At 34.8% G+C, this 16,415-nt stretch carries 13 protein-coding genes; 8 read left to right on the plus strand and 5 right to left on the minus strand.

The features are described from left to right. Window positions 1-311 precede the first annotated feature (311 nt). Window positions 312-1,466, plus strand: a complete 1,155-nt coding sequence (locus VIO64_RS09590) for a HAMP domain-containing sensor histidine kinase (protein WP_331917541.1) — start codon at window positions 312-314, stop codon at window positions 1,464-1,466. Here VIO64_RS09590 and VIO64_RS09595 read toward each other — a convergent pair. The 4 genes from VIO64_RS09595 to VIO64_RS09610 form a co-directional block, all read right to left on the minus strand. Further along, entirely contained in the window at window positions 1,452-1,718 is a 267-nt protein-coding gene (locus VIO64_RS09595; RefSeq protein WP_331917543.1) for a response regulator transcription factor, read from the minus strand. The genes VIO64_RS09590 and VIO64_RS09595 overlap by 15 nt on opposite strands. Then, a complete protein-coding gene (locus VIO64_RS09600; RefSeq protein ID WP_331917545.1) occupies window positions 1,696-1,914 on the minus strand; it encodes a response regulator transcription factor in 219 nt (72 codons plus the stop codon). Before VIO64_RS09600 ends, VIO64_RS09595 begins: the two co-directional genes overlap by 23 nt. A gap of 218 nt (window positions 1,915-2,132) precedes the next feature. Further along, on the minus strand, window positions 2,133-3,521 hold the full coding sequence (locus VIO64_RS09605; RefSeq protein ID WP_331917547.1) for a hypothetical protein: 1,389 nt from the start codon (window positions 3,519-3,521) through the stop codon (window positions 2,133-2,135). Between the two features lie 123 nt (window positions 3,522-3,644). After that, entirely contained in the window at window positions 3,645-4,283 is a 639-nt protein-coding gene (locus VIO64_RS09610; RefSeq protein ID WP_331917549.1) for a response regulator transcription factor, read from the minus strand. A gap of 211 nt (window positions 4,284-4,494) precedes the next feature. Here VIO64_RS09610 and VIO64_RS09615 point away from each other — a divergent pair, with 211 nt between their 5' ends. The 7 genes from VIO64_RS09615 (at window position 4,495) to VIO64_RS09645 (ending at window position 16,055) form a co-directional block, all read left to right on the plus strand. After that, window positions 4,495-4,986 (plus strand): signal peptidase II, encoded by a 492-nt coding sequence (locus tag VIO64_RS09615; RefSeq protein WP_331917551.1) that lies wholly within the window; start codon window positions 4,495-4,497, stop codon window positions 4,984-4,986. Window positions 4,987-5,023: 37 nt separating this feature from the next. Further along, complete coding sequence (locus tag VIO64_RS09620) at window positions 5,024-6,499, plus strand: TraB/GumN family protein (protein ID WP_331917553.1); 1,476 nt, start codon at window positions 5,024-5,026, stop codon at window positions 6,497-6,499. Window positions 6,500-6,973: 474 nt separating this feature from the next. Beyond that, window positions 6,974-8,338, plus strand: coding sequence for a dockerin type I domain-containing protein (locus VIO64_RS09625; protein ID WP_331917555.1), 1,365 nt, complete (start codon window positions 6,974-6,976; stop codon window positions 8,336-8,338). 398 nt (window positions 8,339-8,736) lie between these two features. Then, window positions 8,737-10,677: a HAMP domain-containing protein gene (locus tag VIO64_RS09630; protein ID WP_331917557.1), complete on the plus strand. Its 1,941-nt coding sequence runs from the start codon at window positions 8,737-8,739 to the stop codon at window positions 10,675-10,677. Between the two features lie 896 nt (window positions 10,678-11,573). After that, on the plus strand, window positions 11,574-12,068 hold the full coding sequence (locus tag VIO64_RS09635) for an RNA polymerase sigma factor (RefSeq protein ID WP_331917559.1): 495 nt from the start codon (window positions 11,574-11,576) through the stop codon (window positions 12,066-12,068). 2 nt (window positions 12,069-12,070) lie between these two features. After that, a complete protein-coding gene (locus VIO64_RS09640; protein ID WP_331917561.1) occupies window positions 12,071-14,032 on the plus strand; it encodes a hypothetical protein in 1,962 nt (653 codons plus the stop codon). A gap of 133 nt (window positions 14,033-14,165) precedes the next feature. Then, entirely contained in the window at window positions 14,166-16,055 is a 1,890-nt protein-coding gene (locus tag VIO64_RS09645) for an LTA synthase family protein (RefSeq protein WP_331917563.1), read from the plus strand. A gap of 47 nt (window positions 16,056-16,102) precedes the next feature. On the opposite strand, the gene VIO64_RS09650 is transcribed toward VIO64_RS09645, so the two are convergent. After that, a complete protein-coding gene (locus VIO64_RS09650; protein WP_331917565.1) occupies window positions 16,103-16,351 on the minus strand; it encodes a hypothetical protein in 249 nt (82 codons plus the stop codon). Window positions 16,352-16,415 lie beyond the last annotated feature (64 nt).

The following is a 16,415-nucleotide window of genomic DNA, read 5'->3' on the forward strand; positions in this document are numbered from 1 at the left end:
TTTTTAAATTTTATAGTGTCCAGCCTTAAGAGGTCACTCTCTTTTTCACTTGCACTACCCATTATTTTCTTATGGGTGCAAGCTATACCAGTAATGAATTTACATTGACTTTTTGTTGAAAAATATTTGCAACACTAATGAATAGTAATATATTTCGTTTTAGTGAGGTATTTATCATTGCTTGCTCTATTAATTATATTTTTTACCGTTGCTTTTATAGTATTTGTAGCTGAGTTAATACCCTTTGTACATCAATACCACAATATGTGATTCCTTATTGTGTTGTAATGTACTCTATAAGTTTTCACGGTATGGCTAAAGCAAAGCTCAAGCTGTTTTTAGGAATACTACTTACCCTACCTGTAATCTATTCTTTTTTATTCCTGCCGTTAACTCCAAACGCCTGGAAAACAAGAGCAGAAAGCATAACATATTTCAGAGTACTTTCTGTTTGGACAATCCCTTACCTGTTTACAGCCACCGGCATTATGATATATTCAACCTACAAGGAAAAACGTCCTCGCTTAAAAATCCAGAAAAAATTCACCCTTACATTAGTTATTCCTGCCGTTATATCATCCAGCTTGAATTATTTACTATTAAGATCATTCGGCATTCTGCATGCATGGAAATTTAATTATCCGGTGTTGATGGTTTTATTTGGCTTTTTTCTCTACTTCGGGGTCAAGTATGGAGTAATGGGTATTAAGCTTACATTTTACAAACAACATTTGGAAAGTTCTATAAAAAGTATATCATCAGGTATAGAGATGTTAAATCATTCACTAAAGAACGAGGTTCTAAAAATCGCCATGTCATCATCCAATATAAAATCTTCTACCAACGGAAAAAATCCTGATATTGAAGATATAAACCAAAATCTGGAGGTTATAGACAGCTCAGTCTCCTATCTGAAAGGCATGATAAAACGCATTCAGAGTTTTTCCAAGGAGATAACTCTGGAAGAGAGTATAAATAATATGTCATTAATTTTAGAAGATGCTTTGAACAATTCCAGTAACAACATTAATGCAAAAGAAATCACTATAATTAAAAATTACCGATATGAAGTAGTTTTGAAATGCGATAGGTTCCATATTGTTGAAATCTTATCCAACATAATAAACAACGCCTGTGAGGCTATGGCAAGTGCGGGAGAAATTGTGCTAACCATAGAAAAAAGCAAAAATGCATTCAACATTATCATCAGCGATAACGGTACTGGTATTGACAGTGACACGATGTCCCATATATTTGAACCTTATTTTACGACCAAAGACAAGCACCTTAACTTTGGATTGGGTTTATCTTATTGTTATCTTGTTATGAGCAAGCACAACGGAAGCCTGGATATTATTAGCGGAGAAGGAGAAGGGACAACTGTAATCTTGTCCCTTCCTTCATATAGAATTCTAGAAATTAAAGACCAAAATACCACAAAGACTCGAAAGTCATCCTGTTTTTAAGCCGCCTGTTTTTACTTTTTTAACTGCATCCTTATATGTTTTCACCTTCATCTTGGATAATATACTTCTTATCTGAGTTTTTACAGTGTTACGTGATTTATACAGGGTTTCTTGTATCTGAGAATAGGAGTAGCCCTTCTCAAGGTATGAAAACACTTCCTTCTCCGAATTGGTCAGATCTTTTAACTGTTCATCTCTCTTGTACTTTTTATATTCATCGAGAACTATTTCACAGTATTTCTGTAACAGCATAAATCCCATCACATTTGTTTCCGTTTAGATTTATGTCCATAAGCAGTACATCAATATCCAAACTTTTTGCAAGGCTTGCAGCTTCAGATTTAGCTGTCCCCACAACAATTATATCTTCATGCTTTTTCAAAAAACTAACCATTGCATTAATCCAACTATGGTCATCTTCAACAATTGCTACTCGAATTTTGCTCATACACATGCCCCCTTAAATTATGTAAAAAGTAATTTATATTTAACTATAAAATTTATACATTGTTCGCTTAGTATAGTTTTTTAGGGGGGTGTAAATTGCACTTTAGAATGAATTTTCTAACAATTACAATTAAAGTTTTCCCCTGTGACATAAAGATTATTAAAACACAATTATTCTTGCTATAGCACTGGCAACCTCCGCACCTAGAGAAACTCTATCTACATCAGCCTTCCGAAATCACTTGTGAAGGTCAATGCAAAATAAGCAAGCAGTATAACAGACACAAATGTTAGAACAAAATCCCAAATTCGCTTTTTTGATATACATGCAAATATTATAAACATCGGGAACACACACATAAGATATCTGGTACCGCTTATAAGCCACGTTGGTGAAAGTGCTGCAGTTATGTATACCAGCATATATAAAGAATATGATGTTCTTATCCTCTTTATACCGTAGACCAAAAGAATAGAAACCAATATGATGGAGAATGCTTGCGGAACCCATATAGAGATCCTGTCGGCTGCCCCCCATGTGCTTACTCCCGGTATAGCATTTATAAAAGTAGTTTTTATATTCTCATAAAACATTCCAAAGGATTGGCTCCAATATTCCTTCTGATACTTGAGAAAAGTAAACCAGTCCCCGGAAATTAATTTATTGAGCAGCAGATATAAAGAAAATCCAGCTGGTATAAACATTATATTTAGCCCCTTCAATAGCTTCATAACCAACTTGCCGTCTTTCCTGTTCCTATATGCATCTGCAAAGTATAATAAAAATTCTGCAAATACCGGTATAAGCAGAAATATTCCAAAGTTTCTTGATACTGCTGCAAACATGCCACAAATACCGGTCAGGAACCATTTATGCCGCCTTAAATAGTATACCGTCATAATAGAAAGAGTAAAAAATACACTTTCACTGAAGGTTATGGATAAAAAGAAGGTTATTGGATAAATGAGCACATATTTTACAGCCCTGAAAGCAACGTCTTCTTCGTAATCAATTTTCACAAGTTTATATAGATAGGTACATCCCAAGAAAAGACTTATATTTGAAACTATTACACCTGACCAGAAGTAACTCTTTACAAAAAAGTATACTCCTTTTATCAAAACAGGATATAGCGGATAAAATACAAGATGATATCGTTTATCACTTTCCAAATCATTGGTATACCAATTCTCAGCAATATACATATAATGCCCGCTGTCCCACTTGTTCCAAAGCATCTCCATGCTTGACCAAAAACCGATGGATTGATCCTTTGTAATCATCCACCCCATAAAAGCCAGCAGGAATAAAATTAACCTTGTTGAAATAACCATTAGCAAGATTACACCAATGTCTTTAATGTATTTTGTTTGGCTTAACTGGTCTATAAAACTCCCTACACCGCTTTTTAATTTATTCACAAAGGCAAGTCTTTCGAGCAAACCTATTCTTTCAATATTTTTTATAAAACCCATAGACTCCAAAAGCTGAATGATATATGACTTCAGTAGCAAAGTAAAACTTGCTAGAAATACCAATAAAAAGCATAGCTTAATATAATTGTGGTCTACAAATGGATTACTGAAAAGATCATTAAGAAAATTCATAACGTTACCCCTTAACCTGTAATTTGAGCAAATAAATAGTATAACTTTAATATACAATTTATTTAATCATCAATCAAGGGACATTATCCGATGTTTTCCCCATCTACTAATTTACATTCTACTTTAGTTGTTAATAATATTGAGCTCTATTGCTTTACGTATGGCATGAACCCTGCTTGTTACATTCAATTTCTTATAAATATGGCTCAGATGATACTCAACACTCCTCTGTGCAAGATTTAACTCATCGGCAATCTCTTTGTTTGTTTTTCCTTTGGATGCTAAAAACAATACATCTACCTCTTGCTGCGTCAAACTCTCAACCCTTGTATCGTCGACATATTGCTGATTATTTGCACTTACTACCTGAAGATTTTTTACCAACTCAAGGGGCAGAACTACCATCTTCTCCAAGGCCATTTTAATAGCTGCGATAAAATGCTTATCGCTGCAAGCTTTGTCAATTACCCCACTAACGCCGGTTTTTATAAGAATATTAAAATTTGAAGCAATATCTTCACCTGAATAGATTAAGATAACCGCATCAGGGTGAATTTCCAGAGTTCTTTTGGTCAGCATCAATCCATCCATGTCCGGCATTTTTAAATCATAAATACAGACATCAAAGCTTTGCCTTGAAAGAATATCCAGAGCATCTATACCTGTATAACAAGTGGTAACTTCCATTTCGTTTTCCTCAAGCAGCAGCTTTGTCCCGGATAAAATCGATTTGTGATCATCAACAAGTAAAACCGTAATCATTATATATCCTCATCTTTTAAAATTTTTAATATGCTAATCAATTTTAATATATAGTTTAGCACATGTTCTTTTTAAAATCACCGCAAATTATTTTGCGGGATACCGCAATCGGAATGGTTATTTTTTTGCGGAAAATAGCATTGTTATTGCGGTGACTAATCTTGCAATATATGATATATTTTTATTAAAAAGATAAAGGTTGAGCAAATCTATGGCGATAATATTAATATTGGTTATCATTGATTTACTAATCAAAACCATAGTATATTTTAACTTTATGGATACACATATAAAGTTTTTCGGAGGATGGATGGGAATTGTTCCGACTATAAATCGGGAACAGTCCTCAATGCTTTACTCCGAAACGAGCATTGGAATAGAAACAACTACCGTGCTGATAAATATACTTATATTGACTGCCCTGTTCTTTATTTATTATCGATTTGTAAAGACAGGATATATGAATTTACATATTAAGGTTATTATTGCCATGTTTATATCGGGTAGTATTTGCTTGCTCATCGATAAGGTAGTATTAGGAGGAAGTCTGGATTATGTATTTATAAAAAATTGGGTTTTTGATTTAAATGACATGTATCTTTATGCTTCACTTTTTTATATGATAATCTACCTTTTAAAGTCTGGTAATTTCCCTAAAAAGGGAAATATTCGCATGCATAAAAAACTACCTTGGAATCAATAAAATATTTATTCAATAATTTAAAGGAGATGTAGAGAAAATGAAAAAGATAGGGAAACTAAGATTAGTATTATTATCACTGGCTATGGTTATTTCAATGCAAATCAATACTTTTTCAGCCGAGCAGGTTCAGCCTGAGGCTAAAACTTTAGAACAGCCAAGTGCATGGGCTGCTGAAGGAGTTAGGTGGTCCTCCGTTTATGGCCTTGTAGATAAGGAACTCTTGTCAAAGTACCAGGCAAATATAACCAGGCTGGAGCTATATGACGTAGGTGTAAATTTATATGAGAAAATAACAGGTAAAACAGTAAAGCCTGTACAAAAAAGTCCATATACAGATGCAAGCAGTATTGAGGTATTGAAGGCTTGCTCAATCAAAATATTGGGGGGAAAAGGCAAACTTGAACCTAAAAAAGCTGCAACAAGAATGGATGTAGCTACTGTTATATATAAGACCATAAAAGCTGCTCAACCAAGCTTCAATTTCAAAACAGACATTAAGCTTAACCATAAGGATGCCGCCAAAATATCCTCTACTTTATTGGACATGATAAAATATGTTTATTCTAAGGATATACTAAAAGGCAAAACAAATAACATGCTGGGACTTAATTCACCATGTACCAGACAGGAGCTTATGGTAGTCGCAAGCAGAGCATATGAGTTTTCCATATATGAATCAGGCAAAGCCTCAAAAGGTGCTTTCTGGAAAGTAAGTGATGCAGACAGCACTGTTTATTTGTTAGGTTCAATCCATATAGCAGATTCATCAACATATCCATTTTCCAAAGATATATTGAATGCATTCCAAACTTCTGACATACTGGTTCTTGAAGCAGATATGACAAAGTCAACCCAGAATGAAGAAATTCAGTATATGCAGCAAAAGATGGTATATCAGGACGATAACACACTTGATAAAAATATACCCGAAGAATTATATACCCGATTTGTTGAAATGCTTAAGCCTCACGGCATACCTGAAGCAATAGTTAAAAAATACAAGCCATGGTCTGCTGCCTTACTTGTACAGAACTTAACGCTTGCTCAATCCAACATGGATGCATCACTTGGAATAGATTTGTTCTTTACATCAAAAGCAACAAATAACAAAGAAATCATTGAGATAGAGGGAATAAAATTCCAGGCGGATCTCCTTGATTCTTTCTCTAATGAACTCCAGATTAAATTCTTAAGCGGGGTACTTGGTACAGAACAGGAAACCAAAGAGCAGGTTGAATCGGTGAAAGGTATGTTGAGGGCGTGGAAAGAGGGCAATATGTCAGACTTGGAAAAGTTTTTTGAGTCAGGAAATGACAGTTCGAAAGAAATAAAAGAATTTAATGAAAAGCTATTCACTTCTAGAAATAATAATATGACCAAAAAAGTAAAGGAATACCTTGCTGATCCCTCCAAAAAAACATATTTTGTAGTTGTAGGTGCAGGGCATATGATTGGTGAAACCGGAATCGCTACACAATTAAAGAGCGGGTATACAGTAGAACAAATCAAATAAAGGTTTACATATTATCTCATTATTTTAAGCAAGGCACCTATTCTTTTGATAATTGGTGCCTTGCTTTATTTTATACAAACTTTTAAACATTTGTATATTGATTTTTTCTTTTTTATGCAAACTAAATAAAATAATAGTACAATTTTGGCAAAAGTTTGTTTATTTTGGCGATTTTATTTTTGGACAATGTGTGTTACTATTTAATCAGTTGATAATTTTACATTTTATCCATATAATCCCTCCAAAAAGGAATTATATACTTACTATATTTGTTGCAGTCTCTTTCAATTGTAAAATTATTATTGTAAAACGTCTTTATATCTAGATTTGATAAAAGGTTATATATTTGAGGGGAGGTGTAAATTTAGGACAAATAGTTATTGTACCATAATCATAAAAAAAGTTTTAATAAACATTCGTAGCAATTGAACAGTAACTGAACCACTATACAACAAACCAAAGGAGGAGTAAGTCATGATAAAACTAAAAAAAGTAATACCCGCTGCATATATGTTATTAATTACATCACAATTTCTACACCCTATACAATTACCAATACATACACAAAGCAATACAGTTTATTCCTTAAACGGAACGATTACTCCAGCAACTACACAGCAAAGCAGTACTACTGCTACCCCTAGTTTAACTTTGGCTTCAACAGCTACACCTGCAAATGCAACAATATTTACACCTGCATCTACTACCACACCTACATCAACACAGACACCCACACCAACACAGACACCCACTAATTCAATACCTGTTACGCAATCATCTTTCCCCACTGTTCAACCTACGAATACACCTGAAAACCATAATGTTATAATTGAGGGTTGGTTTAAAGGTAATAAAAACGAAGATCGTCAAGAATTTAAGATTGATGTATATGAAGGTTATAACCAAACCCCTATCTTTAAAAGCTATACCAACCCAAATGGCTATTTCAAGCTGGGATTCAACACAAATACAAAGTATATTTTAAAGGTTTATAAGCCAGACAGCAAATATCTACCAAGGGTTTATAAGTTAAGTCTGACCGGAAGCCTCAGGATTGGCTCACTGTCTACACCCGAAGTAATGTACTGGGGTGATTTGAATAATGATGAAGTAGTAAATATGGCCGATTTTGTATTGCAAACAGCTCATTTTAATCTCACTTCTTCCAATCCCCAGTTTAACCCGGATTCCGACATGAATTCCGACGGAGTTGTCAACACTGCAGATGTTATACAACTTGGCAAACTCTTCAACGTTTTACCTGAAAGTCTAGGTAAAAAAATCTATCTTGAAGGTGATGCCAAAACATGTTATGACCCAAGCGGTTGGTACAGCATTGAAGATACTGAATTAAACCTAAATGGCCATAAACTAAACGTATATGGCAGCCTTTCTTTTAGGTCAACAACCCTTGCAAATAGTGCAGGCAGTACACTGAATATAAACGGAGGCACTTTGGATATATCAGGTGATTTGAATTTCGGTCAACCAGGATACTATGATTCCCTAGTTATGAAAAAAGAAGAGGGAAGGCTGATAATAGGCAGGGGATTTATATTTGCTACTGCTATTGATCATGAAGGCATTCTAACTGCCGGAACGTTAGTGATTAAAGGCGATTACTTTAATGTTAATGACGAATCCAACAATAAGGCATTTTATGCATCAGGAAACCATAAAATATTGCTTTCAGGGCCAGGTAGAAAAGTAATAAAGCTAGCTTCCGATGATCCAAAAAGAAACCGCAGGGCAAATATTATACAGGTTCCACATAACTCCCAATTTGAAATATGGCCTTCCAATGCATACAACTGCATTGTATACCTATCAGGTGAATGAACAAAATCACGAAGTGATTTTAAAAGCTTGATGTTGTGGTGAGAAACTAAGACAACGCTAAAAATATAAACAATTGTCTTTAATAAATCAATCTGGTAAGTTTGGCATACCCATATGCCCAATATTACCAGATTGATTTTTTTATGCCTATGAAATTATGGTATATGCCATACCACAATTTCTCACGACAACTTCCAAGGATGAAAAACCGCTTTGCAATTTCATTATTTATTGATAACACATTTTCCTTATGCTATATTTAATAAGACAAATATCTATTACTGTTGTTTTCTGGTATATATTTTACAATTTTATGTACCATTCATTGAAATATAAGAAGCACATCGATATTATAAATAAATTGAATTATTATTTGTTTGTATAAAGGGGGGTATACTTTGAAGTTCTTATTAAAGATGGTTATATCTTTTGCTGTGATAATGATGGTCTTCGGATCGGTATTAGGATATTTTTTATACTCAAATTCGGTTAGGTTGGTTTCTCAAACCATAGGAATTCAGGCAAAAAATATAGCTCAGTCAGCTGCAAATACATTAAATATAAATGATATTGATAAAGTGATAACTCACACTAAGGCAATAAATGATCCTGCTCGGCAGTATTCTGCCATTTTAGATATGCCGGAATACAAGAGTCTCAGAACTCAGCTATACAGCTACAAGCAAACCTATGGAATAAAGTTTATTTACATTATGACAAGAAATAATCAAGGAAAAAATGTATATGTAATAGATGGTTTTCCTCTTAACTATACAGGAAATGATATCTCTATGCCGGGAGAAATTGAAAAGGTCCCATATAAATGCCTTGATCAGGCCTTCGATCAGCAAAAAATGTACGTAGGGGAGCTTACTTATGATAAACAGTGGGGAGCAAATGTTGCCACATATGTACCATTATTTAATAATTCAGGAAAGTTTATCGGTCTTCTGGCAGTAGATATTGATGCCTTTGAAGTGTACTATTTTATGCAAAAAAGCAAGAACGAAGTAGTACTTTTCTCATTTGGTGCCACATTCATTGCAATTGTAATAGCTTATTTAATGGCAAGGTTTTTGCTGAATCCACTAAAAACGCTTACAAGAACTGTAAAGAAAGTTCAGGAAGGCGATTTATCCGTAAGATCAAATATTTCTTCCAAGGATGAAATAGGAGATTTAAGCAACGCCTTTGACGACATGGTAAGTGTATTTTATGACAATAAGTTTTCAATGGATAAACTCATATCAGAATTGTCAAAAGCCCAAAACATGAACGACTTGGAGTATTCAATAATTAGCCAGGTTAAGAACATACTCAAAATAAAATCAATAAGCATTCTGGATTTTAATGGCACAAAGCTTGATTTTTCAAACAACAAAGACATGGACGCATTCGCAATCAATGCCACTAACAACTTTTTAAAGGATAGGACCCTCAAACTGCAGCTGGGTGATATAATAAGCATGGAAAGAGGCTATCTGGTATTTATAGGCAGGGTCAACACAATTCATAAACTATTGTGGTTTGATTTGAACCACCAGAAAATTAGTCAGCGTGAAAGGCTGTCTTTACAAATGCTATCCAGATATACTTCAATATTTTATGAAAATCTCATTCTCATAAATGAAATGTCCAAAAAGATTATTGATTTCAAAGCGGAGAATGATATTCCCATATGGATCAGCAAACTATTCCTTCAAATATCCGAAAATGAGAGAAAGAGGCTTGCTTCAGACCTTCATGATGAAGTTTTGCAGGATATAATACGTACTAAAAAGGCAATAAGTAATGTATTAGACAGTGGGGACTTTGAAAAGGACAACATTATTTCTAAGCTTAAATTCCTGGAAAATGACCTGACCAATATTATTTATTTAATCAGGGAAACCTGCAGCGAGCTTCTTCCAACCTTCTTATCCGAAAAAGGAATCACCAGTGCCTTGGAATCTTACTTTAGAAAAGTGCAGCTTAAATCTAACATAAACATTAACTTTGAGGTGTTTGATTTAAATACACAATTGGACTTTGAAGAAACACTCGCAATATACAGAGTCATTCAGGAACTTGTCAATAACGCAGTCTCGCATTCAAAAGCTTCAGATATTGACATTATGCTTAAACAATACCAGGGAAATCTTATTTTGTATTACAGTGATAATGGGATAGGAATTGATTTGAATGAGAAAATTGATACCACTAAACACCTTGGATTCCAAGGTATTCAGGAAAGAATAAAGCTTCTCAACGGTACTACCAGCTTTCGGTCTGAGCCTGGTTATGGTCTGGAGGTTTCATGCCAATTTCAGATAAGAAATATTCTTGCACTGAAAATGTAATTGCGGTACCACGCAAGCATAGACTTGCGTGATACCGCAATTGGTGTTGTTGGATTTTTGCGGAAAATATCATGAAGTTTTCGGTGACCAAAACTCTTTTATATGATATATTTTAGTCATTGGAGATCTTCTTTTAAATCAACACCACCTAGCAGCCATCTTGTTTATTATAGTAACTGCGATAAACTTTGCATGTAAAATTGCGGTAAATTAATCACCTTAGATGTAGATAGTAGATATTATACATATTCAGAAAGCTTCCTGAACCATGAGGGTGGTGTTGTACTTAAAAACTATCAACTTTACATAGATGACAAATTATAAACCCATGACCTGTTTTCCCCAGCTGTGAATAACTGAGTTTCAGTTATTCACAGCTGGCTTTTTATTATTTAAATCAGAACACGCCTATACAATTATTAGCATTTATACCCGAAACCACCGAAAAAACCTGGGCATAAGCAAATAAAAACAATTATTAAAATAATAATCCATATCCATTCGCTATTACAACCAAATCCAAAGCCTCTTTCATCAGCCATCAATAAACACTCCTTTCAAATTAGGGTTCTTTTAGCAATTTTCTACAGGGCTAACAGGTCCACATCCCCATTTAGGTCTGCAGTAGAAGATAAGTAAGAAAAGAATTATAAACCAAAGTATCTCGTCGTTATCGAAAATTCCTCCACAATTATTTTTGTGTGACATCGTTTTATCTCCTTTCAAAATGAGATTTGATTCAGTAATATGATATTACTCAATAAATATTTTTGTTACAAATAGATTAAAAGTGATTGATCCTTTGTTACTTTTTTATTTAAATCTCGTCTATATTAATAGATATGGAACTGTAAGGTTAAATATCGGTTCGGTATCTATAGATAAGGGGGTACCTCATGAAAAATAATTTTATTAAGCTTTATGATAAGTGTTTTGATGATATTTATCGGTATGTTTATTTTAAGACAGGCTCAAAATGGGAAGCTGAAGACTTGGTAAGCGAAACATTCAGAAAAGCTTATGAGAATTTCCACTTACTGAAGGGCGAGCCAAAACCATGGCTAATGTCAATCGCACGGAATACAGTTATAGATTTTTACAGGCGAAAAAAGGATATTATGCCTGGAAGCGATGAGCTGGATAATTACGCCTACAACTATCCATTTGACGAAGTCTTTGAAAGGAAGGAGGAACTCAGCTATTTGAAAGAGTCTCTGAATAGTTTAAGCAAGGATGAGCTTGAAATAGTTAATCTCAGGTACTTTTCCGATCTTAAATATAAGCAGATTGGAGAAATGTTGGGTAAAACCGAAAGTGCAATAAAGATGAAAGTAACTCGGATAAATCAAAAGCTTATTGAAGTGATTAAAAGAAGGTACAGGGAGGAATAAACATGAATGAAAAGTTTATTGAAAAGCAGTTAAAGGACATGAAAAATCAAATACCCATGAACAAAGATTTGAAAAAGGAATTAAGATACAATTTCAGCAACAAGAAGACATTAAAATGGAAGATTCCTGCAGCAGCAGTACTTGCAGCTGCGGTATTCCTGATCACTGCTATGTATATGATGCAGCCTGACAGCCTTATTACAAAGGTTAATGCAGCATCACTCAAAATATTAAGTCAGGTGTCCTTTGCCGATATTGAAGGAGCCAGTGGAGACCCGGCTGAATATAACGGCACACTATATATTCTGGTCTTCGGAAAAGGAGTATATTCCCATGACTCTTCCGGATTCCACAAAATTTTTGATGCAGACGCAAGCAGCATGAATATTTCTCATGACGGAAAAAGGCTGGCTTTTTCAGATGGAAATCTTAAGATATTTGACATAGCTGAGCGGAAGGAAACAGTTTTATTAAAAAGTGATGATTTTACTTATTATGAACAGCCTTCATGGTGTCCTGACGGCAGGCATATCATCTTTGTAAAAAAGGTTATTGCACCTAGGGAAACTCATGGTTTTGAAGTAAAGCAACTGGATATATATGAGATAGAACTTGAAAGCAAGAAAATCAATAAGCTTGCTGAGGGCAGCTCTCCGTCATATGTAAAGAATCATGAAGCTATTATCTTTGAAAAAGAAAATAAGGTCATTAGCAAGAATTTAAAGGACAAAACAGAAAAGGTAGTAGATTCGGGAAGATTTCCTTCAGTTTCTCCTGATGGAGAGTATGTGGCTTATGTAAAAACACAAAGAAAGGAAAGTAAGATATCCCAAAATGTTTCAGAAGCTGAGAATATAGATGACATCTGGGTTTCAGATATTAATCTTCAAACAAAAAAACGAATAACAAGCAATTTTGTTAATCCTCAGGAAATAAGCAATGCAGAAACTATAAAGAATACTTCAAAATTGCCTACCAGTATAGAAAAAAACGGCTTATACAGCTACTTTAATCCAAAATGGAGCAGTGATTCAAAAAACCTGTATGTGCTGAAAGATAACAATGTGGCACAAAATATGAAACTAATGCGAATCAGCTTTACTGATAAAAAGTTAACTGCTGAGGACACAGTGAGGAGCTTCATGCAGGCATTGGTCACAAGAGATGAAGAATTTGCAAAGAGCCTTATGAAAAATCCTCCATCTATAATGACCGTTTCAAACCCGCACCCTGTAGGATATAGAATACTTGGAAGCGGTCAGGAAAACGGCAGGGATTACGTGGATGCAGAAATTTATTCGGCTTATACAGCTCAACCTGACTTTTATTTCGGTAAGGAGAGATATTATCTTTCTCCCACGCCATATGGCTATATGATAGATGAGGTTACCGGAAAGAGCGGCGGTGGAACTGTTAGAGTCTCCAAGGACGATAAATCCGTAATACTTCAAAGAGAAAGCGAACTAGTTTTATTCAATATAAAAGATATTCCTACGGACTATTTACCTCAAGGAAAGTACAGGCTCGCTTCCCTTGCACTAAGTGAACAAAACAACACTCTGATATTTACCATTCAAGCCCTGCAGGATGCCAGTCAGAAGTCCTCAGTGAAAGTTTTAAGCTATAACATAAATACCTCGGAATTTAAAATGATTGATGATATAAAGAATATAGGAGAAAAGGGGAACGTAGGCATAGCAAGTCTTGTTATAGATCCTTCTTCCAACCATGCGGCTGTTGACTTGTTTTCTGAGGATGACCCGGAGTTTAAAACATCGGTTTTCGTATACGACCTTAGTAATAATCAGAAAACCGACATTAAGTCACTATTGAAAAACACCAATCCCTATGCAATTCATACAAGGTTTTGGGATGAAGACGGCTTAGAGCTGGAGATAGTAACCGACGGTCAGACCATGAGCTATTCATATAAATCGGCCAGCGGCAAATTAGAGAGTTTTTAGTAGACCTAAACAACCCAGCTATATTGTGTATCGACTACTTTTCATGTAATATTAATATAGATACCAAACTGTAAAGTTACATTTCAGTTTGGTATCTATAGAAACTTATATATGATGTGAAAAGAGGGTCCTAATGAAGAAGTTATGTATAAATATAAACAGTTATATTCTCAACATAATGATAGTTTTGTTATTATCTTTTGGCTTATCGGTAATAGGATTTCAAATCTCCTCTGTTTTTGATATTGAAATTTTGAAAAGATTAATGGCTTCCCCAATGCTTCTTTTGCTAAATACTTTGCCTTTAACTATTGCCATGCTTTTTGCCTATTTTATAACTTCCAGGTTATGGACCTCATACCTTATAGCCGGCGGTTTTTTTATCTTCATACAATATGTAAACCGTTACAAAATACGCCTTCGGCATGAACCCTTGGTTCCTGCCGATTTTGTGCTTGGAAACGAATCCACCAAGGTTGTAAAAATTTCTGAGCTACAGCTCAATTTCGGTTTCTTTATCGTAATAACTTCATTTCTAGTTATCAGCCTTATATTATTGTTATTTATCAAGTCGAAGAAGATAAACTGGCCAGTTAGAGCAATTGGCTCAGTGCTTTCAATTGTAATTTTCATTTTGTTGTATAGGACTTATTATAATGATGTAAAACTATACAACAGCTTTAAAACTTATGGTTCAGAATACTCCCAGGTTGATATAGTCCAATCTCGTGGATTTACTTATGCGTTTTTTGTTAAGACACATGTTTTTAACATAGTAAAACCTGAAGGATATTCCATTAAATACGCAGAGAGCATCCTCCAAAAGTATAAAAGCAAATCAGACTCCGGGGAATACAATGAAATGGATATCAACACCAGCGAACTTCCCCATGTTATTGCTATAATGAGTGAAGCTTTTTGGGACATCGATAAGGTTCCCGGTATTGAATTCGATAAGGAATATTATCCGTTGACCAATTATAATGCCATACTTAAAGAATCTTATTCGGGCTACATTATCACCAGTGTTTTTGGTGGAGGTACTGCAGATACCGAGTTTTCCTTCCTAACAGGAAACTCCCTCAGCATAACAAAAGATATTAAGAACCCATATTCACTATATATACATAGAGATATACTGTCATTACCCTGGATCTTGAAGAACACGGGCTATAAAACAACCTCCTTTCACCCTGGGGATAAATGGGTATACAACAGATACAATGTGTATGATTATCTAGGCTTTAATCGACGTTTCTTTGTTAATGATATGAAAGACATTAGCAGAAATAATTTTAGCCCTTATGTTTTGGACAAAGATACATTTAACTTCCTTCTTGCTGACTTTGAAAACCACAGGGAATCCAATCCCAGTTTTCCTTATTTCAATTTTACCGTTACCATCCAGAATCATGGTCCGTATCCGGTAGTAAATATAGGTCATCCAAAAGCTTTAAAGAAGAACAATAAATTAAGCGGTACCGATTACAATATGATAAACAATTATGCAGGGGGGTTGGAAAAGACCGATAAAGCACTGGGACATTTGGTAGATGAGCTCCGGGAAGTAGATGAGCCTGTCGTTCTATTATTCTTTTCAGACCATTTACCATTCTTAGGTAATAACTTTGCAGCATACCAGGCAATGGATTATGAAGTTGGCACTTCAGGCAGTACTGAATCTTATATAAACACTTATAAGGTCCCATATTTTATATGGAGCAACGAAGCGGCCAAAGATCTGCTTGAAGAGCAAGGCAAGCCTGCCCCTGTGGGTAAAGCTCCAACAATAAGCAGCAATTATCTTTCTACAGAACTGCTTAAATATATAGGAATAAACACCCCTGCATATATAAACTATCTTAACCAAATCAAAAAGTCTCTTCCTATAATTACAAGCAGGGTATATAGAACAGGAAATGGTAAGCTTACAGAAACCCTGACTGACAAGGAACAAAAAATCATATCCGATTATCGCATTTTGCAGCATTATATGATGTTTGACAATAAAAAGCCTCAATAAGAGATAGCTTATATAAACTGTCTCTTATTGAGCTATAAATTCTCTTATTAACCTATAAATTCATCTTTATCTTCATAAGCCAACTGTTTCTTTCCAGTTGCCTTTATAATAAAACCAGCTATACTGCCGCTTGCAAATGCAAGCACTACAGTAATAATTATCCCTGCTACCTGAGCTGTGAGTATGTTAGGCCTCACAAATATTGCAATAACACCACAAGTATCAACGCCTTTTAAAAGGCCCTGTAATTTGGGCTGTATAAAAACATATCCGACAACGCATAGCCCACCTGCCAAGAACTGCTCCAATGGCAATCAAAGCCGCAGCACATGCAAGCTCTGCCAAAAGAAGTGCATTTAT

The sequence above is a fragment of the Pseudobacteroides sp. genome (assembly GCF_036567765.1).
Classification (GTDB): Bacteria; Bacillota; Clostridia; order Acetivibrionales; family DSM-2933; genus Pseudobacteroides.